Source organism: Pseudomonas sp. BN414, from assembly GCF_029871275.1.
Lineage (GTDB): Bacteria > Pseudomonadota > Gammaproteobacteria > Pseudomonadales > Pseudomonadaceae > Metapseudomonas > Metapseudomonas resinovorans_C.
Window position 1 is genome coordinate 39800 of sequence record NZ_SSOL01000031.1, and the last position, 25720, is coordinate 65519.

The 25720-nt window shown below is 62.6% G+C and carries 25 protein-coding genes and 1 other RNA gene; 3 read left to right on the forward strand and 23 right to left on the reverse strand.

The genetic code is table 11. The features are described 5' to 3' along the window. Positions 1 to 137: 137 nt before the first annotated feature. The 5 genes from E8E95_RS04295 to dnaX form a co-directional block, all read right to left on the reverse strand. A complete protein-coding gene (locus E8E95_RS04295; RefSeq protein WP_280348376.1) occupies positions 138 to 671 on the reverse strand; it encodes a PaaI family thioesterase in 534 nt (177 codons plus the stop codon). A gap of 97 nt (positions 672 to 768) precedes the next feature. Further along, complete coding sequence (locus tag E8E95_RS04300) at positions 769 to 1917, reverse strand: acyl-CoA dehydrogenase family protein (protein ID WP_280348378.1); 1149 nt, start codon at positions 1915 to 1917, stop codon at positions 769 to 771. Between the two features lie 105 nt (positions 1918 to 2022). Then, positions 2023 to 2622, reverse strand: a complete 600-nt coding sequence (recR, locus tag E8E95_RS04305; RefSeq protein WP_179057822.1) for a recombination mediator RecR — start codon at positions 2620 to 2622, stop codon at positions 2023 to 2025. Positions 2623 to 2773: 151 nt separating this feature from the next. Continuing rightward, complete coding sequence (locus tag E8E95_RS04310; RefSeq protein WP_077525260.1) at positions 2774 to 3100, reverse strand: YbaB/EbfC family nucleoid-associated protein; 327 nt, start codon at positions 3098 to 3100, stop codon at positions 2774 to 2776. Positions 3101 to 3111: 11 nt separating this feature from the next. Next, the gene (dnaX, locus tag E8E95_RS04315; protein ID WP_280348383.1) at positions 3112 to 5289 is read right to left on the reverse strand and encodes a DNA polymerase III subunit gamma/tau; all 2178 of its coding nucleotides are present in this window, start codon (positions 5287 to 5289) and stop codon (positions 3112 to 3114) included. A 142-nt stretch (positions 5290 to 5431) separates the two neighbouring features. Between dnaX and E8E95_RS04320 the strand changes: the two genes are divergently transcribed. Then, positions 5432 to 6160, forward strand: a complete 729-nt coding sequence (locus E8E95_RS04320) for a transporter substrate-binding domain-containing protein (RefSeq protein WP_280348385.1) — start codon at positions 5432 to 5434, stop codon at positions 6158 to 6160. A 29-nt stretch (positions 6161 to 6189) separates the two neighbouring features. On the opposite strand, the gene E8E95_RS04325 is transcribed toward E8E95_RS04320, so the two are convergent. The 3 genes from E8E95_RS04325 to E8E95_RS04335 form a co-directional block, all read right to left on the reverse strand. Then, positions 6190 to 6567: a hypothetical protein gene (locus tag E8E95_RS04325; protein ID WP_280348387.1), complete on the reverse strand. Its 378-nt coding sequence runs from the start codon at positions 6565 to 6567 to the stop codon at positions 6190 to 6192. A gap of 231 nt (positions 6568 to 6798) precedes the next feature. Next, positions 6799 to 6895: signal recognition particle sRNA small type (gene ffs / locus E8E95_RS04330), an RNA gene on the reverse strand. 104 nt (positions 6896 to 6999) lie between these two features. Next, positions 7000 to 8634, reverse strand: coding sequence for a methyl-accepting chemotaxis protein (locus E8E95_RS04335; RefSeq protein ID WP_280348389.1), 1635 nt, complete (start codon positions 8632 to 8634; stop codon positions 7000 to 7002). Positions 8635 to 8774: 140 nt separating this feature from the next. Between E8E95_RS04335 and E8E95_RS04340 the strand changes: the two genes are divergently transcribed. Then, positions 8775 to 9257: an HU family DNA-binding protein gene (locus E8E95_RS04340; protein ID WP_280348390.1), complete on the forward strand. Its 483-nt coding sequence runs from the start codon at positions 8775 to 8777 to the stop codon at positions 9255 to 9257. A 48-nt stretch (positions 9258 to 9305) separates the two neighbouring features. Here the strand turns inward: E8E95_RS04340 and E8E95_RS04345 are convergent, their stop codons facing one another. From E8E95_RS04345 to E8E95_RS04410, 14 genes are all read right to left on the reverse strand, one after another. Next, positions 9306 to 10352 (reverse strand): tetratricopeptide repeat protein, encoded by a 1047-nt coding sequence (locus E8E95_RS04345; RefSeq protein WP_280348392.1) that lies wholly within the window; start codon positions 10350 to 10352, stop codon positions 9306 to 9308. 1 nt (position 10353) lies between these two features. After that, the gene (locus E8E95_RS04350; protein WP_280348394.1) at positions 10354 to 11322 is read right to left on the reverse strand and encodes a type II secretion system F family protein; all 969 of its coding nucleotides are present in this window, start codon (positions 11320 to 11322) and stop codon (positions 10354 to 10356) included. Between the two features lie 28 nt (positions 11323 to 11350). Further along, complete coding sequence (locus E8E95_RS04355; protein ID WP_280348396.1) at positions 11351 to 12337, reverse strand: type II secretion system F family protein; 987 nt, start codon at positions 12335 to 12337, stop codon at positions 11351 to 11353. Positions 12338 to 12341: 4 nt separating this feature from the next. Beyond that, the gene (locus tag E8E95_RS04360; RefSeq protein WP_280348398.1) at positions 12342 to 13772 is read right to left on the reverse strand and encodes a CpaF family protein; all 1431 of its coding nucleotides are present in this window, start codon (positions 13770 to 13772) and stop codon (positions 12342 to 12344) included. A 3-nt stretch (positions 13773 to 13775) separates the two neighbouring features. Beyond that, positions 13776 to 14993 (reverse strand): AAA family ATPase, encoded by a 1218-nt coding sequence (locus E8E95_RS04365; protein WP_280348400.1) that lies wholly within the window; start codon positions 14991 to 14993, stop codon positions 13776 to 13778. Continuing rightward, positions 14987 to 15490: a TadE/TadG family type IV pilus assembly protein gene (locus E8E95_RS04370; protein ID WP_280348402.1), complete on the reverse strand. Its 504-nt coding sequence runs from the start codon at positions 15488 to 15490 to the stop codon at positions 14987 to 14989. The genes E8E95_RS04365 and E8E95_RS04370 overlap by 7 nt, the downstream gene beginning before the upstream one ends. Further along, positions 15490 to 15966: a pilus assembly protein gene (locus tag E8E95_RS04375; protein ID WP_280348404.1), complete on the reverse strand. Its 477-nt coding sequence runs from the start codon at positions 15964 to 15966 to the stop codon at positions 15490 to 15492. The genes E8E95_RS04370 and E8E95_RS04375 overlap by 1 nt, the downstream gene beginning before the upstream one ends. Positions 15967 to 15975: 9 nt before the next feature. Next, positions 15976 to 17295, reverse strand: a complete 1320-nt coding sequence (locus E8E95_RS04380; RefSeq protein WP_280348406.1) for a Tad domain-containing protein — start codon at positions 17293 to 17295, stop codon at positions 15976 to 15978. Between the two features lie 71 nt (positions 17296 to 17366). Then, positions 17367 to 17642, reverse strand: a complete 276-nt coding sequence (locus E8E95_RS04385; protein ID WP_280348407.1) for a hypothetical protein — start codon at positions 17640 to 17642, stop codon at positions 17367 to 17369. Between the two features lie 15 nt (positions 17643 to 17657). Continuing rightward, complete coding sequence (locus E8E95_RS04390; protein ID WP_348532570.1) at positions 17658 to 19166, reverse strand: type II and III secretion system protein family protein; 1509 nt, start codon at positions 19164 to 19166, stop codon at positions 17658 to 17660. 50 nt (positions 19167 to 19216) lie between these two features. Beyond that, positions 19217 to 20014 carry a Flp pilus assembly protein CpaB gene (gene cpaB / locus E8E95_RS04395; protein ID WP_280348411.1) on the reverse strand — a complete coding sequence of 266 codons (798 nt, stop codon included), beginning with the start codon at positions 20012 to 20014 and terminating at the stop codon, positions 19217 to 19219. A gap of 12 nt (positions 20015 to 20026) precedes the next feature. Continuing rightward, a complete protein-coding gene (locus tag E8E95_RS04400) occupies positions 20027 to 21349 on the reverse strand; it encodes an AAA family ATPase (protein WP_280348413.1) in 1323 nt (440 codons plus the stop codon). A gap of 15 nt (positions 21350 to 21364) precedes the next feature. Further along, on the reverse strand, positions 21365 to 21883 hold the full coding sequence (locus E8E95_RS04405; protein WP_280348415.1) for a prepilin peptidase: 519 nt from the start codon (positions 21881 to 21883) through the stop codon (positions 21365 to 21367). Between the two features lie 25 nt (positions 21884 to 21908). Beyond that, on the reverse strand, positions 21909 to 22103 hold the full coding sequence (locus tag E8E95_RS04410; protein WP_280348417.1) for a Flp family type IVb pilin: 195 nt from the start codon (positions 22101 to 22103) through the stop codon (positions 21909 to 21911). 371 nt (positions 22104 to 22474) lie between these two features. On the opposite strand from E8E95_RS04410, the gene E8E95_RS04415 reads away from it, so the two are divergent. Further along, entirely contained in the window at positions 22475 to 23338 is an 864-nt protein-coding gene (locus E8E95_RS04415; protein WP_280348419.1) for a response regulator transcription factor, read from the forward strand. 3 nt (positions 23339 to 23341) lie between these two features. On the opposite strand, the gene ligA is transcribed toward E8E95_RS04415, so the two are convergent. Further along, complete coding sequence (gene ligA / locus E8E95_RS04420; protein ID WP_280348422.1) at positions 23342 to 25717, reverse strand: NAD-dependent DNA ligase LigA; 2376 nt, start codon at positions 25715 to 25717, stop codon at positions 23342 to 23344. Between the last annotated feature and the right edge of the window lie 3 nt (positions 25718 to 25720).

Below are 25720 nucleotides of genomic sequence, written 5' to 3' on the forward strand. Positions count from 1 at the left end.
CGAATACTCCAGGAAACCTTGCCCTGTGGGAGCGAATTCATTCGCGATGGGTCGGCTCGACGCGTCCTGAAATTCCATCGGGCAGGACTCCGTCCTGCTTCGCGATTGAAATCGCTCCTACAAACGCTCCCTCGAACTCACTTGCCACCCAGGATCAGGCAGGTGGTGGAGCCGGTCGCGTAGAGCTTGCCATCCACATCGTAGATGCGCCCTTCCGCCAGCGCGGTGGAGCGGCCGACATGGATGATCCGTCCCTCAGCCCGCACCGGGCCAGTCTTGGTGGTCAGAGCGCGAATGTAGCTGATGCGCAGGTCGGTGGTGGTGTAGCCCTGTCCTTTCTCCAGATTGGTGTGGATGGCGCAACCCATGCACGAATCCAGCAGCGTTGCTGCATATCCCCCATGGACCGACCCAATCGGGTTGTAGTGCTGCATCTGCGGCACACCCTGGAAGACGAAACGCTCCTTCGACCATTCGATGGGGACGAAGCCCATCAACTCACCAATGGGCGGTGCCGGCAGGTCGCCACGGCCGATGCCATCAAAGAACTCCAGAGGGCTGAGCGTCGCCACCTCCGCAATGCTCATGGTGCCGGGCTTCAGACGGGCACGGATTTCGGCCTCTGCGGCCAGCCAGACTTGAAGTTTCTCTTCGCGGGACAGATCGCTCATCTCGGGTCTCCTGGATCACATGAACAGATTGAATGTCGACCATAATATATATCAGCCAAAGAAAACCGGAACTCCCGTTCGGAAGTTCCGGCCCGATTCAGAGGCCCATCTGCTTGGCGATGATCTCGTTCATGATCTCCCGCGTACCGCCACCTATGGAGAGGATACGGTTGTCACGATAAAGACGCTCCACCAGGCTCTCGCGCATGTACCCCATGCCTCCGAGTATCTGCACGGCGTCATAGGTGAGGCGGTCGGCGATGTCGGTGGCGAAGTTCTTCGCCATGGAGATCTCCTTGATCACGCTCTTGCCCGCCGCCATCTTCGCCGCCTGGCGATAGGTGAATTCGCGGGACACCTCCAGCTGCGTAGCCATTTCCGCCATCCGGTGGCGAAGCACCTGGAAACGGCCGATGGGCTTGCCGAAGGCTTCACGCTCGCGGGACCAGTTCAGCGACTCCTCCAGGGCCAGCTGCGCGGTCATGTTGGCCATGATGGCCAGCGCCAGGCGCTCGCTCTGGAAGTTGGCCATGATGCAGGCGAAGCCCATGTTTTCCATGCCGATCAGGTTCTCTGCAGGCACCCTGCATTCATCGAAGAACAGTTCGGCCGTGTCGGATGCCCACCAGCCCATCTTCTTCAGCTTGCGGCCGACGGTGAAACCCGGCGTGTCCTTCTCCACCAGCAACAGGCTCACACCGCCGAAACCTTCGCCGCCGGTGCGAACCGCCACCGTGTAGTAGTCGGCACGCACACCGCTGGTGATGAAGGTCTTGCTTCCGGAGACGCGATAAAAATCGCCATCGCGGACGGCTCGGGTCTTGAGATTGGCCACATCCGAGCCGCCGGACGGCTCGGTGATTGCCAGCGCGATGATCTTCTCGCCAGCCAGGACCTGCGGCACGACGCGCTCGCGCAGCTCGGCACGCCCCCATTTGATGAGCGGCGGCAGGCCGATATCCAGGGAGCCCAGCCCGGCCACCAGCCCGCCGGAGCCACAACGCATCAACTCTTCGCTGGCCGCCACCTTGGCGAACACGTCGCCTTCGTGGCTACCGCCAAACGATTCCGGATAACCGATACCGAGGATGCCGGCAGCGCCCGCCTTGAGGTAGAGCTCACGGGGAAACTCCTCGGCCTCTTCCCACTCGGCGATATGGGGCAGGATTTCCCGCTCGACGAAGCGGCGTACCGAATCCCGGATCAGTTGATGGGATTCGTCGAAGTATTCCTGGTAGGCAGACATGGCAAGACTCCCCGGTAAGATCGAACGAACTTACCGAGCGCTTGCTTGGTTTTCAAGGCGAGACTTGTGCCATCGACGCGGCCGTATCAGCCGCGCAACCCTTACTCAAAGTCCGATAGGACGGCGCCCCGCGAGCGCGTGGGCCAGGGTGCCGCCGTCCACCAGCTCAAGCTCGCCGCCCAGCGGTACGCCATGGGCGATGCGGGAAACCGTAATGGATTTGGGCGCCAGCAGCTGGGCGATGTAATGGGCAGTGGCCTCGCCCTCCACCGTGGGGTTGGTGGCGAGGATCACCTCGGCGAACTGGCCGGCTTCGATTCGCGCCAGCAGTTCCGGGATGCCAATGGCCTCCGGTCCCAGGCCATCCAGCGGTGACAGATGCCCCTTGAGCACGAAGAAGCGACCGCGATAGCCGGTCTGCTCCACAGCGAATACATCCAGCGGACCTTCCACCACGCAAAGCAGGGAATCGTCGCGGCGCGGATCAGCACACTGCGGGCAAAGCGCTTCCTCGCTCAAGGTGCGACATTGCGTGCAATGTCCAACGCCCTCCATGGCCGCCGTCAGCGCCTGCGCCAGGCGCAGGCCGCCACTGCGATCACGCTCCAGCATCTGCAGCGCCATGCGTTGCGCAGTCTTCTGGCCCACACCGGGCAGAATGCGCAGAGCATCGATCAATTGGCGGATCAGCGGGCTGAAGCTCATGGGCGTCTCGAGGCGAAAGGACTGTGTAGGGATCGGTAGAGTGGGCTTCAGCCCACAAATGATTCGCTCGATGGGCTGAACCTACCCTCGCGAAGTCAGGAATAACCGGCGGAGCCACTGCACCAGCACAGTGACTCGCCTGATGCCCTGTTTAGAAAGGCATTTTGAAACCGGGCGGAAGCTGCATCCCGGCGGTCATGCCGGCCATTTTTTCCTGGTTGTTCTGCTCGATCTTGCGCACGGCGTCGTTTACCGCAGCCGCGATCAGGTCTTCCAGGATTTCCTTGTCTTCCTGCATCAGGCTGTCATCCAGGGAGACGCGTTTGACGTCATGACGACCGGTCATCACCACTGTCACCAGGCCGGCGCCGGACTGGCCGGTAACCTCGGCATTGGCCAGCTCTTCCTGCATCTTCTGCATCTTTTCCTGCATCTGTTGGGCCTGTTTCATCAGGCCTGCCATGCCACCCTTCATCATGATGATTGTCCTCAGCGGTCAAGGGGTTCAATGGTGTCGGCGCGCACTTGGGCGCCGAACAGTTCGATCATTTTCAGCACCAGCGGATCGCTGGCAATGGCCTCTTCGGCCTGCCGCTGACGAGCGGCGCGCTTGCGTGCGGCAGCCTGCGCAGGGGTTTCCTGCTCAGGACGACGCACTTCAACTTCGAGTTTCAGAGATCGGCCGTGGTACTGGTTCAGCGCATCGTTCAGGCGGCGCTGCTGGTTCGCATTGAACAGCGCGCTCTGTGCCGGGTCCAGGTGCAGGCGCCAGACATCGTCCTCCACCGCCACCAGGGTGCAGTTGGCGCCGATGTTGCCGGTCATGCCCGAGAGCCCGAGGCGCGGGAACAGGTCCAGCCATTCGGCAGCCAGCCCGGTGGCAGGTTGCGCGGCCGGCAGGACCTCGGCGACAGCGGCGGGCTCATCTGCCGGTCCGATGTCGTCCATATAGGCAATGCTGTCGGCATCGCCCTCGTAATAGTCGTCGTAGTCGCTGGGCGGCGGCTCGTCGTCGGAGTCGTCTGTGGCTTCGGCAACTTGCGGCTCGGCCGCTGGCTGGACCACGGGCTCCTCAACAACCGGCACGGACTCGACCACAGGCTCCGGTTCGGGAGCAGCCGGGGGCTCGATTGCTGGTGCAGCGGCAACCGGAACCGAAGGCTCATCCCAAGGCAGGTCGACTACCTCAGCGGGTGTTTCGACCACGGCAACAGGCTCTTCCGCCACGAGTTCTGCAACCGGTTCGGGAGTGGCCTCGACCACAGGTACGGGAGCGGCGACTTCCTCGACTGCGGCCACCGCTGGCACTTCGACCACCGGAACGGGCGCAGGCGCTTCAACGACCGGAGCCGGAGCCGGAGCCGGAGCCGGAGCCGGAGCCGGAGCCGGAGCCGCGACAGGCTGGATGACTACGGGTGCAGGCGCAACCATCGGGGTGGGTACCTGTATGGGAGCAGGTTGCGGCGCAGCAATGGCAACCGAAGCCGACGAGGCGGCTCCGGCCACTGGGTTCTTCTGGGGATCAACCGTGGCCTGGCTGATCCCCGGGTCCTTTAGCTGGACCCGCGGCGCACCATCGGCATCTGCCGGGCGGAACGCCAACATGCGCAGCAGCACCATCTCGAAGCCGCTGCGGGGGTCCGGGGCCAACGGCAGGTCGCGTCGACCGATCAGCCCCATCTGGTAGTAGAACTGGACATCTTCACCTGGCAGGGCCTGTGCCAGAGCCAGTACGCGGTCGCGATCACCCTGACCGTTGTCGACGGCGTCCGGCAGCACCTGGGCAATCGCCACGCGGTGCAACACATTGAGCATTTCGGAGAGCACGCCGTTCCAGTCCGGCCCTTGCTCGGCCAAGTGGCGTACGGCCTCCAGCAGCGCGCGGGCGTCACCCTGCAGCAGCGCGTGGAGCACGCCGTAGACCTGGCCATGATCGAGGGTGCCGAGCATGGCGCGTACATCGGCGGCCAGCACTTTGCCTTCCCCGAAGGCGATGGCCTGGTCGGTGAGGCTCATGGCATCACGCATCGAACCATCGGCGGCACGGCCCAGCAACCAGAGCGCATCGGCCTCGAAGGGCACGTTTTCGGCTCCGAGCACGTGGGTCAGATGCTCGACCACACGCTCCGGCGGCATGTTCTTCAGGGAGAACTGCAGGCAGCGCGAAAGAATGGTGACGGGCAGCTTCTGCGGATCAGTGGTGGCCAGCAGGAACTTGACGTGGGGTGGCGGCTCTTCAAGGGTCTTCAGCAGGGCGTTGAACGAGTGCGTGGAGAGCATGTGCACTTCGTCGATCAGGTAGACCTTGTAACGACCGCGGCTGGGCGCGTACTGCACGTTATCGAGCAGTTCGCGGGTGTCTTCCACCTTCGTGCGGCTGGCGGCGTCCACTTCGATCAGGTCGACGAAACGCCCCTCATCGATCTCCCGGCACACCGAACACTGGCCGCAGGGGGTGGAGCTGATGCCGGTCTCGCAGTTCAGGCATTTGGCCAGGATGCGCGCGATGGTGGTCTTGCCCACGCCACGAGTGCCGGTAAACAGGTAAGCGTGGTGCAGGCGCTGGTTGTCCAGGGCGTTGATCAAAGCCTTCAGCACATGGGTCTGGCCGACCATTTCGCGGAACGAGCGCGGACGCCATTTGCGTGCAAGGACCTGATAACTCATTGAAAACCATCGCGTCTGGAGAGCAGAAGGAGCTAATGCTAGCGGAGCGATGCGCAAATTGCATCCGATGCGAACGGCGCCCTGTTCAATCCGCCCGACAACAGGCATTGTGGGCCACCGTCCATCCAGACGAGGGAGCCTGATGCGCTCATTTGTCCTCGCCCTATTGCTCTGCTGGAGCTCCCTCGGCACCGCTGCGCCGGCCGTCCTGCGCTTCTCGGCGGTGGATAGCTGGGCCATGCCGCTGGCAGAGTTCAAGAACAACCATCTGATCGGCGGCATCCTTCACGACCTGATCAACCGCCTGGCGCAACACCTCGACATCCCCGTACAGATCCAGGTCCTCCCGCGCAACCGCGTGGAGCTGGCCGTGAAACAGGGAGAAATCGACGTACGCTGCTACGTCAGCCCGAAGTGGATCACCAACAGCACCGAATTCCTGTGGAGCGTGCCCCTCCTTTATCAGCGCGACCTGATCGTCTCGCGCCAGGGAAGCGAACCCCTGGCCAGCCCTGACGCCATCTCGGGCGAAAGTGTCGGCACCGTGCTGGGCTATACCTATCCACGCCTGCAAGCCCTGTTCGATCGCGGCTCCCTGCTGCGCGACGAAGCACGCAACCAGGAACTGGTCCTGCAGAAGCTGCTGGCCGGCCGCTACAAATACGCGGTGAGCAATGAGTTGGCCCTGAGCAGGTTCAATCGCGACCTTCCGGACACAGACCAGTTGGTGAGCGTCGGCATCCTGGAAGAAGAACCCGTGGGCTGCCTGATCCGAAACGACCCCGCAGTTCCGGCGCAACGCATCCTGCGCACGCTGGTGCAGATGAAGGAATCAGGGGAGATCGATGAGATTCTGGCGCACTACCAGTGAGAATGCGCCACTGAAAAATGATTCCCGCCCTAGTAATTCAAATAGCCCTCAAGCGTTGTCCAGCCCTTTTCTCGAGCCTTGGCGATCGTCGCAGTCGCGTTCTCCGCGGCCTTCATCAACGCCTCTGCCGTACAACCCTCATTGATCTGTATTTCCCCTCGTTCAAAGTTGGAGACAAACCTTCTGGCTTCAGCCATCAGCCTCGCACACGAATCATCGGGCTTTAGCTTTGCCCTCCACTCGTTCTCAAGCTCCAAGGCACACATGCGTGTCCTCATTTCAAGATCGAATGTGTGGTTGCAGCCCAAGCCGTATGTCGCTCCCGAGTAAAGCAAAACCGCAAGTAGCGCCACGAACGTTCTTGAAATGCTCATATCGACTGCCCCCCATTCGAGCAGGCCATACATGAGTTTAGGTCAGCCGGGTATTCGACAGACGCCGATGCTGTCATGAGGAACGGCACTACGTCAGATGTCCGCCGGAGGGGGGATAAAAGCCAGGGGATTAAACCGAATGTAGGGCGAACGGATACGATGCTTCGCGCGGCGCACCAATCAGGTGTACCACGACGCTGTTCCACACTTCGATTTTTGGCGATAAAAGTCTTTTAGAATTAAAGACTTAGGAATTGGAGGTGACCCCACCAGCCACACCCCGGCACACGATTTCACCGCTGCGGCTGCTCCCTTCCGGGCCTGACCGGGTTCACGGCTGATCGTTGCGGGGGGACCGGCAGGGCCACCATCACGCAGCTCGCCAGATCGGCGAGCCGCGCCATTGTACCGGCTCTTCGCCAACTTACAACCGGTAAAACCGGTTTCCTTACAAGCACTTGCGAATCAGACCCGGAAGCGCCCCACCAACTGGGCCAAGCCGCTGGAAAGCTGGGAAAGGTGCTGGCTGGCCTGGGTGCTCTGTTCCGACGTCTGCGCCGCCTCGTTGGAGAGATCGCGAATATCGCTGATATTGCGCGCGATTTCCTCGGTAACGCTGCTCTGTTCTTCGCAGGCGGTGGCGATCTGCGCCGCCATGTCGTTGATCCGCTGCACCGAGTCGCCCGTGTCGGTCAGGGCCTGGTCGACACCCGCCGCGCGCTCCACGCTGTCCCGCGCTTTCAGGCTGCCCGTGCGCATGGCCTTGACCGCTTCCTGCACGCCCGTCTGCAGACGCTCGATCATCAGCTGGATGTCCTTGGTGGAATCCTGGGTCCGGGCCGCCAGGGCGCGTACCTCGTCCGCGACCACGGCGAATCCCCTGCCCTGCTCGCCGGCCCGCGCGGCTTCGATGGCGGCGTTCAGCGCAAGCAGGTTGGTCTGGTCGGCGATGCCCTTGATCACCGCGAGCACGGCACCGATGTTGGCGGTTTCCTGCTCCAGGGTGCCGATGGTGGTAGAGGCGTTTTCCACGTCCACGGCCAACTGGCGGATGACGGCGACAGTCGCGCCAACCACTTGCGCCCCTTCGCGGGACTGTTCCTCGGCGAATCGCGCCGCGTCCGCCGCGTTCTGGGCATTGCGCGCCACTTCGTGAACAGCCGCGCTCATTTCGGTGGCGGCGGTGCTGACCTGATCCACGGCAGCATGCTCGCTGCTGATCAGGCGGTCGTTGGCCGCCGCGAGCCCGGCAAGACTGCGCGCGGAATCGGCGACTTCTCCGGTTACCCGGCTCACCTCACGGATCAGCGGTTGAAGCTTGTCGAGGAAACGGTTGAAGGCATGGCTGAGCTTGCCCAGTTCGTCCCTCGACAACACATCCAGTCGCACCCGCAGGTCACCGTCGCCGTCGGCGATCTGCTCAATGCGCTCCAGCAGGTGGTGCAGCGGCCGGGTCACCAATACCGGGAAGCCGACGACCAGCACCACGCACAGGGCTAGGCCGATGGCGATAGCCAGCCCCTGTTGCCAGGTACGGGCATCCCCCAGCGCGATGGCCGTCTGCCCTTCGGCATTGGCGGCGTTGTCCTCCAGTTCGCCAAGCTTGTCGATGGCATCGCGCATGGCCTCGAACTGGCGCTCACTGTCACCAAAACTGAGGGCGCTGGCCGCAGCCGGGTCCTGGGCCGACAGGTTGACCACCTGCTGAGAGGTCGCTTTCCACTGGGAAAAACCCCGGTCGAATTGCGCCACCAGTTGCTGGGCCTCGACGTCCGCATCCATCGCTGCGTACTTGTGCACCCGGTCGTAAGCCTGTTGCAGATTCTCCGCATGGGCGGCCTTGAGTGCCTGTACGTGCTCGCCGGCGGCTTCATCCAGCAGGCTGCGCTCGGCGATGAAAGCCTGGTAGAGGTCACGGTCGGCGTTGAGCAGCAGGCTGATGGCAGGCAGGTAACGGTTGGTCAGTTGCTTGCTGGAGTCGGCAGCCTGGCCGATTCCCTGCATACCGAGGCCGCCCACCAGCACCATGAGCAGCGCCAGCACCAGGATAGGCAAAGCGACTTTCCAACGGAAACCCAGATCGGCGAAGGCACGTAGCATGGCGGCTCTCCTTAGCGCTTGGCATCTCTAGGCCAAGCGTAGTCGTTCAAGGGAATTCAGGGCCCACAAGCGCTGCTGCGGACTTCGAGATGCGTAGACGCCGGCTCTGTACATCCGGTGACGTCCTGTCGTCGGCTGCCATGACCGACGACAGGTTGCGTCAAATCGACGCAAAGACGGGGTTTACGCACAGGCTCGGCAATTCTTTTGTGCTAGCTTCCCCAGCGGTCGCGGTTCGCATCTACACCCCATGCCGCACTTCCAGTCGCTCCGCTGGTCTCATCAGGGCCGGCGCGACCGGCAAGGCCACAAGCCAGACACTTATTGAATGGAGCAACACCATGGCACTCACCAAAGACCAGCTGATCTCTGACATCGCAGAAGCCACCGACACCACCAAGGCCGCCGTACGCGCCATGCTGGAACAGCTCAGCGAGATCGTCAGCGATTCCCTGGAGAACAGCGATGAGATCACCCTGCCGGGGATCGGCAAGCTGAAGGTAGGCGACCGTCCCGCCCGTACCGGCCGCAACCCGCAGACCGGCAAGACCATCGAGATCGCTGCGAAGAAAGTGGTCAAGTTCGTTCCGGCCAAAGCCCTGACCGACGCGGTCAACAAGTAATGCAAAAGGGGCAGGCCCAAGGCCTGCCCCTTTCCATCTTGTTCCGGTCTATGGCAACGCGACCGGACGCACCTCCGCTCCCGGAATCACTGCCACCGGCTCCCCTACCGATGTGCCGCCACTCATCCCGCGCAGGCGGCGAACCTGCTGGACCCTGTTGAGATTGTCCCAAGCCGTTTCGTAGTGCGCCGGCGACTGATCGATAGCGCTGCGGAAGAACTGCTCCGCCTCATCCAGCTTGCCCTCGACCAGACAGATGTAGCCGACGTCGTTGCTCGCCTCGGCACGCTTCTCCACTTGCTCGAAGGCCGATATCGCTTCCTCGTAACGCCCCGCCCTCGCCAGCAACAAACCATAGTTGCGCCATAACGGATGGTAGGCCGGCTCGTAGCTGATGCCCTGCTTGTAGGCCCGCTCGGCCTGATCCCAATGCCCGGCCAGGTAGTAGGAGTAGCCAAGGCTGTTCTGCACCATGGGTGAGCGCGGCTCGATGCGCATGGCCAGGCGGTAGAAACCTTCCGCCACGGCGAAGTCCTCGCGCAGATCGGCCAGCACCCCCAGGCCGTTGTAAACACGCACCGGTGATTTGCTGTCGACCTTGAGCTTGGCCACGTCCGAAAGACCCACCTTGCCATTGCTGCCCTGGCGTTCCTGGTCCTGCGCTACAGCACGCAGAAGGAGCTCCTGGGCTTCCTCGTGATGACGAGCAGACAGCTGCAACAGCCCGGTTTCCGCCAGCGCGCCGGCATTGTTCGGGTCCTTCTCCAGTACATCGGCGAACGCCATCTCGGCCAACTGGCCATTGCCCCGCTCCCTATGGATGCGCCCGACCCAAACCAGCGCCTCGTAGCGGCTCGGGTCCAGCTCGAAGGCGCGCAAGTACTGGAACAGTGCCTGATCCAGGTCACCGGCTTGGTAAGACCGGGCTGCCATGCGCATGGCAACGTCCGGCGAATCCACCTGGTTCTGCACCTGGTAGAGCACGGAGTTGTCGCCCCGGTAGACGGACTGGATTCCACTGACCTTCTCCGGCCCCATGTTCTGGCATCCCGAGAGTACGGCCAGCACGGCCAGCAGCAGACTGGTTCTGTTCATGTCATTGCATCCCGAAGGCTCTGAGAACCCCAATCACTGCGGGGCCTATGGCCACCAGGAAGAAACTAGGCCACAAACAGAAGATTAGCGGGAAGACCAATTTGGTCCCGATTTTGGCGGCCCGCTCCTCGGCTGCCTGGGTACGCCGGTCGCGAAACTCGTCGGCGTAGATACGCAGGGTATCGGCCACACTCGTACCGAAACGGATGCTCTGCGACAACAGACTCACCAGACCGTGAACATCATCCAACCCAGTACGATCAGCCAGGTGCTTAAGTGCCTGGGCACTCGGAATACCTGCACGAATCTCGGCGTTGACCAGCGCCAATTCTTCGGCCAGCTCCGATTGACTCACTGCCATCTCATCGGCCACCCGCTCAATGGCCTGGGGCAGCGCCAGGCCCGATTCCACGCAAACCACCATCAGGTCCAGGGCATCGGGAAAGGCAGCGCGCAACCGGCCTATACGAGCGTCCTTGCGATTCTCCACCACAATCGCCGGCGCCAGCCAGCCCAATGCCGCTGCGGAAACCACCACCAGTAATACAAGGCTTAACGAGAGCTTGGGCAGCATCGGCATCGCTATGACAGCCAGCGCCAACATCAATAATGGCAAGAGTAAGCGCACGGCCCAGTAAACCTGCACAGCCGATGCCGACCGATAGCCGGCATGGGTCAGCAACTGGCGGGTTGCGGAGGCCTTACGCTCCTCACCCGTGCCTAGATGACGTCCGACCTGTTCCAGCATCAGTTGCAAGTTGCTCACCGGACGCTGCCCCGCAGCGACTCCGCCATGACCGCGCTTGATTAGCGCAAGTCGCCGATGCAGCGGGCTTTGCAGGCCTATCAAGAGAATGCCAAAAGTGACCATGGCTAACGTCGCACTGAGTGCCACTGCAGCCAGGAATACCAGTCGCGCCACTTGAGGGTTGCCCACCAAGCCATTGATCAATCCGAGTAGGTAGTCCATGGTTTACGCCTCCTCGCCGACAGCCCCATCAGACCTGGATCCGGATGATCCGGCGAATCCAGAAAATGCCCACGATCATGGCGACGAAGGCATAAATGATCATCTTCTGTCCCAAGGGGTCATTAAGCAGAACCGGCATGTACTGCGGCGTTGTGAGCATGATCCCCGCCGCCAGTACAAAGGGTACTGCCACCAGCACCCACGCTGAGATCCGCCCCTCCGCCGACAACGTCTTGACCTTGCGCTGGAAACGGAAGCGCCCCCTAATCAGGCGGCTCAAGCGCTCTAGCACCTCGGTAAGATTGCCGCCGGACTCGCGGTGGATCAGCACGGAGGTCACCAGCATCATCACTGTCATGCTCGGCATTCTCTCCAGCAGGCCCAGCATGGCCCGGCGCACATCATTGCCGTAGTTCATGTCGGCGAAGGTCAGGCCAAACTCCTCGGCCACCGGGCCCTTGTGCTCTTCCGCCACCAAACGCAGGGTTTCATTGAACGGGTGCCCCGCACGCAGCGCGCGGCACATGGCATCGAGCGCATCGGGCAGGCCGTCTTCGAAGGCTGCGAAGCGGGAGTTGCGATCCCTGGCGATCTTCAGCAGCGGCAGACAGAACGCCAGCGCGCCAAAAACCGACGCGAGCCACCAGAGCTTGAATAGAAACCAGGCGCCAGCGCCCACGGCCAGCGCGACGCTCAGGCAAATCCACGCTACCCGGTAGGCCGGGTATTCATGCCCGGACTGCTCAATCATCTGTGCCAGCCGCTCCATCAGCGGCATTTGCTCCAACTTCGCCTCCATGGGCGAAAGACGCTTGAGGTACTTCTGGCGAAGCACCGTCTGCATGTTCGGCACGTTACTCGCGTGCTCAAGAATGTCGAGGCGTGCACGTATCCGACGACGTACTTTGCTCGCTTCGCCAAAGACCGGCACCACTAGTCCCTGGCTGAGCAGGAACGCGGCGACGAAAACCATTCCAAGGAAGGCAAGAATGAACTCGGCAGGTATCTGGTGCATGGTCCTATACCTCCATCCATTCCGGGCGGAATAGGTTCAGCGGCAACTCGATGCCCCGCTTGGCCAGCACATCGCGGAAATTCGGCACCATGCCGCTGGGGCGAAAGTCACCGAGCACCTCGCCATGCTCACCGATGCCTCGACGGTCGAAACCGAATATCTCGGTCATGGTGATGATCTCGCCCTCCATGCCATTGATTTCCTGCACGCTGACCAACCGGCGCTTGCCGTCTTCCTGGCGCTCCAGTTGGATGACGACGTCAATCGCCGAGGCGATTTGCTGTCGCAGCGCCTTTATTGGAAAGGTGGCGCCAGTCATGGACACCATGTTCTCGATACGACCAAGGGCGTCACGCGCCGTGTTGGCGTGGATCGTTGTGAGCGAACCGTCGTGCCCGGTATTCATCGCCGTCAGCATGTCCATAGCCTCAGCGCCGCGGACTTCGCCGATGACGATTCGGTCCGGACGCATGCGCAGGCTGTTACGCACCAGTTCACGCTGGCTCACTTCTCCGCGCCCTTCGATGTTCGCCGGTCTCGTCTCCAGGCGTACCACGTGCGGCTGCTGCAGTTGCAACTCAGCCGAGTCTTCGATCGTAACGATGCGTTCGTTTTGCGGGATGAAGCTGGACAGTACGTTGAGCATGGTGGTCTTACCGGTGCCGGTACCGCCGGAAACCAGCACGTTGAGCCGACCGCGCACGATGGCTTTCAGTACCAGCGCGATGGCCGGCGTCAGCGTGCCCATCTGGACGAGGCTTTCAGTGTTCAGCAGATCCACAGCGAAGCGGCGGATCGACAAGCTCGGCCCGTCGATGGCCAGCGGCGGGATGATGGCGTTGACCCGCGAGCCGTCCTTCAGGCGTGCATCCACCAAAGGCGACGATTCGTCGATACGCCGCCCCAGACTGGAGACGATGCGATCGATGATATTCAGCAGATGCTGGTCGTCACGAAAATGCACGTCAGTGCGTTGCAGCTTGCCGTGGCGCTCGACGTACACCGCGCCGTGGCCATTCACCAGGATGTCGGACACGCTGTGATCCGCCAGCAATGGCTCCAGGGGCCCAAGGCCGAGCACTTCATCGGTGATCTGCTTGATGATCAATTGACGGCAGCCCGAACTCACCGGTGCCTGGTGCTCGTCCAGCAGGCGCGAGCAAATTTCACGGATCTGTCGCGCTGCCTCGGCTGGCTCCAGAGCGTCCAGTAGTGAAAGATCCATGACCTTGAGCAACTGCTGGTAGATGCGTTCACGCCAGTCGGCTTCCACTGAACTCAGGTGAGTGCGAGTTTCATAGGGCTGGTCCGGCGCACAGACCTCCCAGGCCATCAGGTTGGTGCCCTGTTCGTCCTCCTCGCCTCCCTGGGGCTGGTTGGCGCTGGACTTTTTGGCTGCGGGCTGGCGCAGCCTGTTGCGGAAATCGCTGAACATGATCTACCCCCCAAACAGTCGGCCGAAGGTACGTTTCAACAGCCCCTGGCTGGCACCCTCTGCGCCTGCCAGGTCTTCGCACAAGGCTCGCAGCGCCAATGTCACCGGCGCCCGCGGTGAATGCATCGCCAGCGGCACACCGGTGTTCTGGCTTTCGCTGACCACCGCGTAATCGTTGGGCAGCTTCTGTACGTCCGAACAACGCAAGGTTTCAGCAATGTCTTTGAGCGTCACCGGTGAAGCCTTGTTGTAGCGGTTGACTACCACCTGCAGACGATTGCCCTGCAGACCAAGGTCGTCTCGCAGGATGCGCACCAGGCGGGTGGCATCCTTGAGATGACTGAGGCTCTGCTGCACCACGATCAGCACCCGGTCGGCCTGCTCCAAAGTGACACCCGTGAGGTGATCGATCTGCCGTGGCAAGTCCACTACCACCCAGTCGTAGGTGTTGCGGGACAGGCGCAGCAATGCCTCCAGCTGCTCCAAATGCACGTCCTGCGTCAGGCAGAGCTCGTCGGAGCGGCCGCCAAGAACGTGTAAGGTCGGGCTGAAGTGACTACAGAAACCGCGCAATGCCATGCCGTCCAGCTCCTCGACCTGCTGTAGCACGTCCATGTGGCTGTGGCCGGGGTGAACATCCAGGTAATGCGCGGCGCTGCCGAATTGCAGGTCGAGGTCAAGCAGCAAGGTGCCCGCGCCGCGACTACTGAGTTGCTGTGCCAGGTTGCAAGCCAGCAGTGTGGCACCGGAGCCGCCCTTGGCGTTGATCACCGCCACCACCTGGCCGCCGCCCGTGGCACTCGCACTGGACTCTTGAACCAGACGGCCAAGGGCTGCACGCAGGTCTTCCTCGGTGACAGGCTCAGGGAGAAAGTCGCGGGCGCCCGCCTGCATCGCCAGACGTATGCCCTCACGCTCCTCCAGCGGACCGCAGACCAGCAAGGGTGGACGCTCATGGGCCGGACGCTGGAGCAGCGCCGCCAGTTCCTCACGCCACAGGTGGCTGACCCGCAGCAGCAAAAGGTCAGGTTTCTGTTCCAGACCATAGAGCGGATCGGTGTGACCGTTGGTGACCAGCCGGGTGCTGACCAACAATCCGGTGAGGCGTTGGCAGTAACCCTGCAAGTGGCGCAATGCAGCAGCGTCGCGGCTACTGATGAGCAAGCGCTGGCCCGATGTCCCATTGCCCTGGGCAGGTGTGGTTTCTCTGGTCTTCAGCATGGCGTTATCCCCGGAGCGACGCCGACCTCGGCATGACGGCCAAGGCTTTCGCGCGGCATGGTCGACCTGAACACCGGGAGCGTAAAGCTTCCGCCGAATCCGGGGATCAGGAAGTCGAAGGTGAAGCTCTGCAGGCGCAACTCGACATAGCGGATGGCGCGGAAGCCATTGGCGCCGGCGAGATCATTGGGACTGGCGACAATGGCACCGTTCTGGTCCAGGTAGACAAGGCTGAGGTCAGCCACCTCCAGGTCATTGATCAGACTGCTGGCGCCGCTATCGGTTGCCGCATTGAAGATGGCGCGACGCAGAACTACCGGATCGCTGATATCGCATACCGCGGCCAGACGGGCCCCGCGTCGCACGGTTTCGTTCAGGGCATTGATGGTGAAAAACAGCCGCCCCATTTCCAATACTGAAAACAACACGAAAAACAGCAGCAGCCCGACAAGGGCGAACTCAACCGTGTAGGTCCCGCGCATCCGCCCGATGTTCATCACAGCGCCCTCATTACAGTGGTGGCCACCAGCGGGAAATCCAGCCTGATTGCGCGCCCGACAAGAGCTGGCAATCCGTTGCCGATCACGGGTTGGAAGGTGTAGCTGATGCTCACCTGAACGTGGTCGGTGGTGCCGGCCACGGCGGTGACCTGTACGTTGGCGGTACTCAGCCCCGGTACCAGCGGCTGCATCCCCGTGCGCACCACAGGCGAGCCGTAGACCACCAGGTTCTGGGTCTCTGTGCGCAGGGCAGCAGTGACATCGACCCGCCCCAGGGTGTGGTTGTAGGCGTTGGCGGCGACATAGCGCACAGCATCGCGATTGGCCTGCAGCAGGCTGTTGTACTGCAACAGCATGCGACCGAACTCGGCAACGGCGAACAGCAGCAACAGCAGCAGCGGCAAGGCGATGGCGAACTCCACCATCGCTGCACCGTTCTGGCCGCACTTCCCGTTGTAGGCATGATGTCCCATGGCGGCCCCCTACGAGTCGGTGCTCGGCGTGCGGCTGTCGTCAATATAGGTTTTGTACAGCTGGATGATCTGCGGGCCGAATTCGGTGGCGGGGGTTGGGCCGGGCAGGTCGTCGCCCTCGCATTCGCGAACGAACTGGCCGAGCAGCCAGGCGCTGCCGCCTTGCTGATCCATCGGCTGCAGTACGAAGAAGCAGCCGAAACCCAGCACCGGTACCGACGCAGTACCGCCATCGGTACCAGAGCATCTGCCAATGACGATCTTCAGCATGCGGCGTTCGAACACTCCGTTGCTGCGGCACCCCGAAGCCGAGGGATTATCGACACAGGACGCCGTGCGAGTCCGCCAGTCGTTGTAATCGAACAGGGAAGCTCCACCGGTGCTGGTAAGGTTGCCGTTGGCATCGCTGCTCACCTGGCCACCTCCACTGCCCAGGTAATTCACTACGTCGGTATCCAGGTTCGGCTCCAGGGCGCCCTTGCCGTTTCCGAGTTGGTTGTAGTCCACCACCAGATCCGGCGGATAGCTGCTCTCGGAAAGGCCGGCCCCCTGGTAATCGCCGAACCGGGTATTGAGACCTTGCACCGAGGGCCCCACCGTGTTGCCCGGCTTTGTTGCGACGTTCTCGCCGATGTTCGGGCAAACTGTCCCGCCTCCTGCCAGCGACTCCCGCACCGTACTGCCGCCTGAGCCGAAGTCCAGCAACTGGAAGTTGCCCGGACCAATGTCGGAGGTATTGTTCTTGGCTGTCTTCAGGACTTCCAGATCGCCGAGCCGGAATCCCCAATAGAGGCCATTGGCCGGATCATGCTGGCCAGCGGCATTGTTGCCACAGACCATCACCGGAGCCAGGTCACAGGGGCTGGTGGGGCTGGGGCCTGCCGTGGCGATGGCGGCCACTGCCTTGCCCGTACCGACGCCGCCGATGAGTTCCAGGGCGCCCCAGAGAATTCCCGTCAAGGGGTATCTGGGGACAGAAACGCGAACATAGCGCGGGCTGCTCCCCACGGGGCCTGAAACGGTAAAGGGCCCGTAGACACTGGCCGATTGGGTAACCACAACGAAGCCCGTGTTTGCAGCAACCGCCGTAGCCAGTTCGCGATTACCAGCGGCGGCGGCATTGAGTGCCAGTGTGTCCAACGCGGCCTCGCGCGCCAGTCGGGCGGCGTCAGGTGACCCCTGGACCTGGCTGAGGGTCTTGGCGCCGCTGAGGGCGGCGGCATCCACCGCGTTCTGCAGGCGGGTCTTGTTCGCCAGCATGTGTCCGCCATCCAGTGCCAGGGCGGCCATGGCCACCAGAGCGAGCATGGCCACCGCTAGCAGCGCCATGACCGAGCCCCGTTGGCGCCGGGGCGTGGCGCAAGGTGTTCCGGGGAATCTCGGGCTCATGACTACTGGCCTCACTCGTTGCCGATGTTGATCTCGATGGGCTGGGCGACCTGTGCGGCATTTCCCTTGGTTCCGCGATAGCTGTCCATGACCTGTTCCGTCAGGTCCCCGTCCACGCCGGCGGGCGACACCTCGGTGCCGGGATTGGCGGCGCGCTGCTTGTCGGCGATCTGCTGGTAGGTGGTCTGATAAACGCTATAGCCAGTGGTGCCAACGCGGCCTTCCTCGTAGCTCATGACGCAGCCGCCACAGAGCGCCAGCAGGCAGCAGGAAATGATCGTTTTCATGTGCAGGGTCTCCGGCTACTTGAGGTCATGGCCGAACCGGCCTTCGCTGACGCCGAGACTGACCGGCACTGGCCGGCCCGCCTCACGCCCCTTGGTCTTGCCGAGCAGGTAGAAATCCATATCGCTGGGCTCGACGAACTTCTCGGTGGGCAGGCGCACGGTCCGGGCATCCACTGGCTTGGCCAGGTGCGGCGTGACCAGGATCACCAACTCAGTCTCGCCATTGATGAACTGCTGGCTGCGGAACAGGTGGCCGAGCACGGGAACGTCGCCCAGCCCCGGGAAGCGGCTGACGAAGTCCCGGGTGTTCTCGCTGATCAGGCCGGCGATGGCGATGGTCTGGCCATTGCCGAGTTCCACGGTGGACTGCGCGCTGCGTTTGGTCAGGGACGGAATGATCTGCGCGACGCCGTCACCCAGCACGCTGTCCAGGCCGGTATCCAGCACCAGGGAGTTGGCGTTGGAGATTTCGCTGACCGAGACATTGAGATTCAGGTTGATACGGCCGGCATCCAGCACGACGGGCAGGAACTTCACCCCAACGCCGAATTCCTTGAATTCGATGGTGATGCCCTCGTCCTCGGTGATCGGGATCGGGAACTCACCACCGGAAATGAATTCGGCCTGCTGTCCGCTCAGCGTGGTCAGGGTGGGCTCGGCCAGTACCTTGGCCGAACCGTTGTCCTTGGCCGCCTCCAGCACCACGTTGAAAAGGAACTCGTCCGACAGGAACTGAGCGAGGAAGCCCTTGCCGTTGCCGAACAAGGTGGTGGGATTTATGTTGCCATCGGCATCGAAGCCCAGCCCGCTACCGTTGTTGAAACCGCCAGTGGACCAGCGGCTGGAGGAACCGAAGTCGAGGGCGTTGAAGCGCACGTCCAGGTTCTTGAACAGGCTCCGCTGCATCTCGGCGACCTTCACCTCCAGCATCACCTGCTGGGTTCCGCCAACCGTGAGCAGGTTGATCACTTCCAGCGATTGCGCCGGGGCCAGCTTGGCCGCCTCACCTTCGCCCTGGACGATGCTGGCGGTTTGCGCCGCGTAGCTCTTGGCCACCTTCACCGCCGTGTCCATCACCGCGGCGCTGCTGACCTGGCCACGCAGCACCAGGGAGCCCTGGGCGCTGAATACCTCGATGCGCTCGTTGGGCATCAGCTGGTGCAGCTTCTCCTTGAGACCGGCAAGGTCATGCACGACGTCCAGCTCGAGGCTGTCGATCAAGCGGTTGCTGTTGTCCCACAACAGCACATTGGTGCTGCCCAGGGAGCGCCCTAGCAGATAGAGCTGGTTGGGCGTAGTCATGAGGATGTCGGCGATCTCGGGGTTACCCACCGAAATGCGTTTGACTGCCGCGCGAGTGGTGAGGATGCGCGCTTTATAGATGGGAACCTGGATATGGCCATTGTTCTGCGCGGACATCCCCATCACCTGTGCCGAGGGCTGCGCCGCAGGCACGGGAGCAGGCTGTACCATCCAGGCCAACAGCAGCGCTGCCAGGGCCCCTAGTTTCCGAATGCCTTGCATAACGCACTCCTCCGTTGACTGGCCGCGACTACACCGGCCCGCTGGGCCCGCTAGAACTGGGCCTTAGCCACTTTCACTTCAGTGCCACGAATGATGATCACGCCGCTGGGCCCCTCCATCCGACGCACCAAGGGACGAGGTGCGACCGGTACGGCCGGCGCGGGTTTGGCCGCTGCCACGGCCTCGGTTTTCTTGCGGTCGTCCAGCGGGTTGCGCAACGCCAGTTGCAGGCGCCCTTCGCTCATGGCCTTGACCAGAACTTCCGCCTCCTTGGGCGTCATCTCCAGGGTCACGGCGCGCACTACTACGGGCTGGGTCTTATCGGTGCTGGCCGTCTGGTCGACCGCCAGTACCCGAAGATCCTGAAGAATGGTGCGGGACTCGCTGTCATTGCTGCCGTTCACTTGCCGGGTGGCCAGCACGTCGACCCGGTTACCCGGCAACAGGAAGCCGCCGACCCCTACCACGTCATCGACCCGCACCGAGATCGCGCGCTTGTCCGACTCGATCAGCGAAGCGAGGGTGCTCCCGCCTAGATGCTCGGCGACCCGAGCGCTGCGCAGGATGTCGCCACGTAGCATGGGGAAGGTGGCGATCTTGCCCACCACTTTCTCGGGGGTATCGAACGCGTCGTCCGGCACCGTTCCCTTGGGCATGCGCACGACCGTCACCTGCTGGGCCTCGATCATCTGCCCGAAGGGAATTTCCACCGTGGCCACCACTATGGCCTGGAGGTTGTCATCCGGACTGGCATTGAGCTTGGCGCTCAGCCAGCTGTTGGCCATCCAGGCCGCGCCGAGTCCCAGCAGCAGGGACAGGGCGATCAGTGTGAGGGTTCGTGCGCTCATGTCGGTCTCTCCTCAATCAAGGAAGTCGAGCTGGACGAAGTAGTTGTGCCAGGCCCATTCCAGATCCTGCGGCGACAGCGGGCCGGAGCCGTCGAGATAGCGTTGGCGGTCCAGCGCCATGCCGAGCAGGTCCCGCGGGTGGCAAGGCACCAGCGGCATGCCCTGCAGCTCATAGAGGCCCTGGAGCACGTAGCGCAGCAGGATCGGATCGAAAGGAATCCCCAGCCGTTCGGTCTCCTGGCGCCAGATGCGTTCGTATTCCTGGGGCTGCAGGTAGTTGAAATGCAGCTTGTAGCCAATGCGCCGGAGGAAGGCTTCGTCGGCCAGTTCCAGCGGATTGAGGTTGGTGGAGAACACCAGGATCAGGTCGAAGGGCAGTTCGCAGTGGCGCCCGCCTCCCAAGTTGAGGAAATCGCGTTTCTCTTCCATCGGCACGATCCAGCGGTTCAACAACTCGGCCGGGGCCATGCGCTGGCGCCCCATGTCATCGATGATGAACAGGCCATTGCTCGCCTTCAGTTGCAGGGGCGCCTGGTAGAGCCGGGTGAAGGCGTCATAACGGATGTCCAACTGCTCCATGCTCAGTTCGCCGCCGGTAATCAGTATCGGCCGCTTGCAGCAGACCAGCCTGCGGTCGATGCCTTCGTCCAGCAGCAGCCTGTTCGGTTGTGCGCTGTCCTCCAGCACCTGGTGCACCTGGGGGTCGAAGATTTCCACCACAGCCTCGTTGATGGCGATGGCATAGGGCACCCAGATGGCTTCGTCGAACAGCCGGATCAGCCGGCTGCTGATGTAGGTCTTACCGGTACCGGCCGGGCCGTAGATCATGATGGCGCGACCGGAGTTCATCGCCACGCCGAGCTGGTCCAGCATGCTGTCGGCGAGTACCACGTTCTGGAAGGCGCTGCGCATGTCACGCGCTGTGACTCGGCCGTGGTGAATGGTCTGGAGCTTGAGCAGCGAGCGGTAGGTGCTTACCGGGAATGGTGCGGCGCCGATGTAGCCGCTACGGGCCAGGGCATCGCGGGCGGCGCTGCGGCCACGTTCGGTGAGCCCATAGCGCAGGGCCTGGCCGCCCGACTGGCCGAGGACTTCGATGCGGCCGTCCTTGCGCAAAAAGCCGAGAATTTCTTCCAGCACCGCGCCGGTCAGCGCCAGCCGCTCGACCAGGCGCGACAGGTCAAGGACCCCCGCGTCGTGCAGATGTTTGCAGACCAGGTCGCCGAGGAAATTTTCCGCCAGGCCGGTTTCACGGATATTGCGCGGCAAAGGTGCCAGACGCTGCACCGCCTCGCGTTCGCTGGAGTAGGCGCCACTATCGCTGACAGCGTACATGTACGGGCTCCCTATCTACTGGCCGAAAGGCTGCCAGAGAACGCTGGCCAGCGTTCCGAGCAACACGGCAATCGCAAAGGGAAATGGCTTGCCAGCCACCTCGCCCGCCTCTGGTGCAACGTAGGTCTGCAACCTGAACATCAGCCAGTAACGGTTCAAGGTCATTGGCAACTGACCACGCATCAGCACCAGCGCAAGACCACATAGAGCGCCGGCCATGAGGCTGAAAGCAGCAGCCCAGGTCGCGTCCAGGGGGGCCAGGAAGGCACCTGCCATGGCCATCAACTTGACGTCGCCCGCTGCCATTCCGCCTAGGGCGTACAACGGCAGAAAGGCGGCCAGTCCGATCAACACTCCCAGGACACCGAGGCCGAGGCCGAGCAATCCTTGGGAATAGATTTGTCCGGCTATACCAAGCCCGATCCCCAACAACACTAGGAGATTGGGGATGCGGTGACGGGCGAGGTCGACTATCACCGCAATGCCCAACAGCCCTAGCAAGACGGGAACGGAGGCGAGATGCTCGATGGCCATTGCCAGCCTTCCTGTTCCGCGCGACTCAGCAGGCAGCGCCGCCGCCAACAGCGTTACAAACTGTGTTCATACGGGTCTCCACGTTGAGTCCCAGAGCAGTGAAGGTCGCAGCTACCGCGGCAGTGATCAGCCCACCGGCTACGGCGTACTCGACGATGGTCAGGCCGTCTTCGTCTTTCAGGAACTTCATCACCGAAGTCTTGATCGCTTCAAAAGTCATTTCGCCCACCTCACTCAGGTTGTATCCACAGGTCCGACGGCGCTCTTCGCCCCGCCTGAGTCCACCCTAGTCACCCCCAAAAGTGGGGAGTTAGGAGTTTTTTGCGGATCGCTAGGACTTTCTTGCAGGTTTTTGCAGCGCGACGCTAAAAGCGCTCAAGCCCAGCAAGGGCGCGGCTTACAGGCGGGCGACTGGTCGGATGACGAACGGTAAGGAGGGCGTGGAAGCCGCGAAAATTGGGGCACCCACTTTTGGGTAGAACGGTGTTGTTGGAGTTTGCGCGGACTTATAGGGATTGGTTCTTTGGCGTAGTGGCACACTGACAATACTGCAGCTCGGGGAAGCACAATAAATGGGCGCAGGGTTAAAACATGCAGTCGAACTCCGCCGTAGAACCAGTCCTGCTCTGGCTCGACCTCACTCGCGACAGGTCGACGGGCAAACTCATCGAACAGTTCAGCGGAGGCTGCGAGTGCCGGCTGGCCAGCGGCCGAAACGCACCGGGCAAGGAGCAGGTCCGCCAGATCGACATGATCTGCGTGCACTTCGACCGCCCCGATGTGAATGGGCTCAACCTGCTGCTGGAAACCAAGCGCGCCTATCCGTCCATCCCCATCAGTATGTTCACTGTCCAGCATTCAGAAGAGTTGGCGATCTGGGCGATGAGGGCGCGGGTCTGGGAGTTCGTGGTGTTGCCCCTCGCGGCAGAGGATCAGATTCGCTATCTGGAGAGTCTCCAACAACTCTGCGAAGTGCGCCGCGCGGTCACCAGCCTGGGTCGCAAACCGTTGCTGGAACGCAATCCCCCACTCCCCGACAGCATTCGCCTGACCAGCAGCCACCAGAAGCACAAGGCCCTGAGCAAGGTGATGCCCTACATCGAGCAGCATTTCCGCGACAGCGTCGACCAGAAGGAACTGGCCCAGCAATGCGGCATGACACCCTTCCGTTTCAGCCGCCTGTTCAAGGAGGTCAACGGCGTGGGTTTCATGGAATACATCCTCGGCAAGCGCATGGACTTCGCCAAACACTTGCTGGAGAACAGCCAGATGCCGGTAACCAGCATCGGCTACGAAGCGGGCTTCAAGGACCCGTCCTACTTCGCCCGAGCCTTCAAGCAGCTGGTCGGCTGTAGCCCCAGCGAATATCGCCAGAGCTGCCACGCGGCGATGGCGATGGCTCAGGCCGCCACGCCTGCAGAACTCGATGCCGCAACGCTGGGATTCAGCGCCTGACCGTCAGCCCAACTGGGCCAACTCGGCCAGGAACTGCTGTTCATCCAGCACCCGGACTCCCAGCTCGTTGGCCTTGGCCAGTTTGGAGCCGGCACCGGGACCGGCCACCACGCAATGGGTACGTGCCGACACGGAGCCCGCGACCTTGGCGCCCAGCGCCTCGAGCTTTTCCTTGGCCACATCCCGGCTCATGACTTCCAGGGTACCGGTGAGCACCCAGGTCTGTCCGGCCAGCGGCAGCCCTTCCACCGCTTTCCTCTCGCTCTCCCAGTGCATGCCGAAATCACGCAACTGGGCTTCGATTGCCTGGGCGCGAGCGACGTTGTCGTCCACGGCGAAGAACTCACGCAAGGCCTGCTTGGCCTTTTCGTTCAGGCCTTTCATTACACTCAGGTCCAGCCAGTCGCGGCTGAGGGCGATCAGGCCCTCCAGATTGCCGGCCTTCTCGGCCAGGTTCTTCGCACCCGTGCTGGCAATGCCGGACACATTCAGCTTGTCGATGAAGCCGGCAAAAGTGGCGCAAGCAGCAAACTCCGGGCTGAGGCCGCTCTCTTCCTGCAGTTCGACGCCACGTTCCAGCAAGCTGCTGATCACCTTCTGGTTGTGCTCATCGGAGAAGAACGCGTGGATTTCGTGGGCAACCTCCAGTCCCACGTCTGGCAGGTAGGTCAGCACGTCCGGCAGAGCTTGCTGGATGCGCGCCAGGGAGCCCAGAGCGCGGGCCAACAGCTTGGCGGTTTCCTCACCGACATCCGGGATGCCCAGTGCATAGATGAAGCGCGCCAGCGCCGGCTTGCGACTCTCTGCAATGGCCCCTAGCAGGTTTCGGGTGGACAGGTCGGCAAAGCCTTCCAGTTCCACCACCTGCTCGTACTTGAGGGTGTAGAGATCAGCCGGCGAAGCGACCAGGCCGACATCCACCAGTTGCTCGACGATCTTGTCGCCCAGGCCTTCGATATCCAGGGCGCGGCGCGAGGCGAAGTGAATGATGGCCTGCTTCAACTGGGCGCCACAGGCCAGACGACCGACGCAGCGATACACCGAGCCTTCGCTGGTGGTTTCCTTGCCCTTGCCGCGCTTGACCAGCTGGGTACGTTCCACAGCCGAACCGCAGACCGGGCACTGCTCAGGGATGTGCACCGGGCGCGCATCGTCCGGGCGACGCTCCAGCACGACCTGCATGACCTGCGGGATCACATCGCCCGCGCGACGGATGACAACGGTGTCGCCGATCATCAGGCCCAGGCGCTCGACCTCATCCATGTTGTGCAGGGTGGCGTTGGAAACGGTGACGCCGGCCACCTGCACCGGCTTCAGGCGTGCGACCGGCGTTACCGCGCCGGTGCGGCCAACCTGAAACTCCACACCCAGCAGCTCGGTGAGTTCTTCCCGCGCCGGGAACTTGTGGGCCAGCGCCCAGCGTGGCTCACGCGCACGGAAGCCCAGTTCGCGCTGCCAGGCCAGGTTGTTGAGCTTGTAGACCACACCGTCGATCTCATAGGCGAGGCCGTCACGGCGCTCGCCGATGTCGCGGTAGTAATCCAGGCAACCCTGGGCGCCTTTCACCAGCTTCAGCTCGCGACTGATGGGCAGTCCCCACCCCTTGAGCGCCTGGAGAATGGCGTACTGGTTGTCCGGCAGCTCGCCTTCGACACGGCCGAAACCATAGGAGCAGAACTCCAGCGGACGACTCGCGGTTATCTTCGAGTCCAGCTGACGCAAGCTGCCCGCCGCAGCATTGCGCGGGTTGGCGAAAGTCTTGGCGCCCAGTTCGAGGTTGCGCGCGTTGAGCGCATCGAAACCGGCCTTGGACATGAACACTTCGCCACGTACTTCCAACACGGCCGGCCAGCCTTCGCCTTGCAGTTTCAGCGGCACGTTGCGGATCGTGCGCACATTGCTGCTGATGTCTTCGCCCGTGGTGCCATCACCACGGGTCGCGCCACGCACCAGCATGCCGTTCTCGTACAACAGGCTCACCGCCAGGCCATCCAGCTTGGGCTCGCAGGTGTACTCCACTTGCGGGCCATCACCGAACAGGTCGCCACCCGGCAGGAGTTCTCCCAACCCTTCGCGCACGCGGCGATCGAAGTCCTTCAGGTCCTGTTCTTCGAAGGCGTTGCCCAGGCTGAGCATGGGCACCTCGTGGCGCACAGCGCCGAAGGCCGCCAAGGCAGCACCACTGACCCGCTGGGTCGGGGAATCCGGCGTCACCAGCTCGGGGTGTTCAGCCTCCAGGGCCTGCAGTTCGCGGAACAGACGGTCGTACTCGGCATCGGGCACGCTCGGCTCGTCCAGCACGTAATAGCGATAGTTGTGCGCATCCAGCTCGGCGCGCAGCGCGAGGATGCGTTCGGCGGCGGTTTGGGCATCGGTCATGGT

Bases quoted from the DNA above. Each gene is read 5' to 3' on its own strand.
- E8E95_RS04410 (WP_280348417.1), bottom strand. From the start codon at position 22,103: ATGACTTTTGAAGCGATCAAGACTTCGGTGATGAAGTTCCTGAAAGAC.
- dnaX (WP_280348383.1), bottom strand. From the start codon at position 5,289: ATGAGTTATCAGGTCCTTGCACGCAAATGGCGTCCGCGCTCGTTCCGC.
- E8E95_RS04300 (WP_280348378.1), bottom strand. From the start codon at position 1,917: ATGTCTGCCTACCAGGAATACTTCGACGAATCCCATCAACTGATCCGG.
- E8E95_RS04415 (WP_280348419.1), top strand. From the start codon at position 22,475: ATGCAGTCGAACTCCGCCGTAGAACCAGTCCTGCTCTGGCTCGACCTC.
- E8E95_RS04380 (WP_280348406.1), bottom strand. From the start codon at position 17,295: ATGGCGCTGCTAGCGGTGGCCATGCTCGCTCTGGTGGCCATGGCCGCC.
- E8E95_RS04350 (WP_280348394.1), bottom strand. From the start codon at position 11,322: ATGGACTACCTACTCGGATTGATCAATGGCTTGGTGGGCAACCCTCAA.
- E8E95_RS04295 (WP_280348376.1), bottom strand. From the start codon at position 671: ATGAGCGATCTGTCCCGCGAAGAGAAACTTCAAGTCTGGCTGGCCGCA.
- recR (WP_179057822.1), bottom strand. From the start codon at position 2,622: ATGAGCTTCAGCCCGCTGATCCGCCAATTGATCGATGCTCTGCGCATT.
- E8E95_RS04375 (WP_280348404.1), bottom strand. From the start codon at position 15,966: ATGGGACATCATGCCTACAACGGGAAGTGCGGCCAGAACGGTGCAGCG.
- E8E95_RS04310 (WP_077525260.1), bottom strand. From the start codon at position 3,100: ATGATGAAGGGTGGCATGGCAGGCCTGATGAAACAGGCCCAACAGATG.
- E8E95_RS04320 (WP_280348385.1), top strand. From the start codon at position 5,432: ATGCGCTCATTTGTCCTCGCCCTATTGCTCTGCTGGAGCTCCCTCGGC.
- E8E95_RS04405 (WP_280348415.1), bottom strand. From the start codon at position 21,883: ATGGCCATCGAGCATCTCGCCTCCGTTCCCGTCTTGCTAGGGCTGTTG.
- E8E95_RS04385 (WP_280348407.1), bottom strand. From the start codon at position 17,642: ATGAAAACGATCATTTCCTGCTGCCTGCTGGCGCTCTGTGGCGGCTGC.
- E8E95_RS04365 (WP_280348400.1), bottom strand. From the start codon at position 14,993: ATGCTGAAGACCAGAGAAACCACACCTGCCCAGGGCAATGGGACATCG.
- E8E95_RS04370 (WP_280348402.1), bottom strand. From the start codon at position 15,490: ATGAACATCGGGCGGATGCGCGGGACCTACACGGTTGAGTTCGCCCTT.
- E8E95_RS04335 (WP_280348389.1), bottom strand. From the start codon at position 8,634: ATGCTACGTGCCTTCGCCGATCTGGGTTTCCGTTGGAAAGTCGCTTTG.
- E8E95_RS04340 (WP_280348390.1), top strand. From the start codon at position 8,775: ATGACCGACGACAGGTTGCGTCAAATCGACGCAAAGACGGGGTTTACG.
- E8E95_RS04400 (WP_280348413.1), bottom strand. From the start codon at position 21,349: ATGTACGCTGTCAGCGATAGTGGCGCCTACTCCAGCGAACGCGAGGCG.
- E8E95_RS04360 (WP_280348398.1), bottom strand. From the start codon at position 13,772: ATGTTCAGCGATTTCCGCAACAGGCTGCGCCAGCCCGCAGCCAAAAAG.
- E8E95_RS04325 (WP_280348387.1), bottom strand. From the start codon at position 6,567: ATGTATGGCCTGCTCGAATGGGGGGCAGTCGATATGAGCATTTCAAGA.
- E8E95_RS04390 (WP_348532570.1), bottom strand. From the start codon at position 19,166: ATGCAAGGCATTCGGAAACTAGGGGCCCTGGCAGCGCTGCTGTTGGCC.
- ligA (WP_280348422.1), bottom strand. From the start codon at position 25,717: ATGACCGATGCCCAAACCGCCGCCGAACGCATCCTCGCGCTGCGCGCC.
- E8E95_RS04355 (WP_280348396.1), bottom strand. From the start codon at position 12,337: ATGCACCAGATACCTGCCGAGTTCATTCTTGCCTTCCTTGGAATGGTT.
- cpaB (WP_280348411.1), bottom strand. From the start codon at position 20,014: ATGAGCGCACGAACCCTCACACTGATCGCCCTGTCCCTGCTGCTGGGA.
- E8E95_RS04345 (WP_280348392.1), bottom strand. From the start codon at position 10,352: ATGAACAGAACCAGTCTGCTGCTGGCCGTGCTGGCCGTACTCTCGGGA.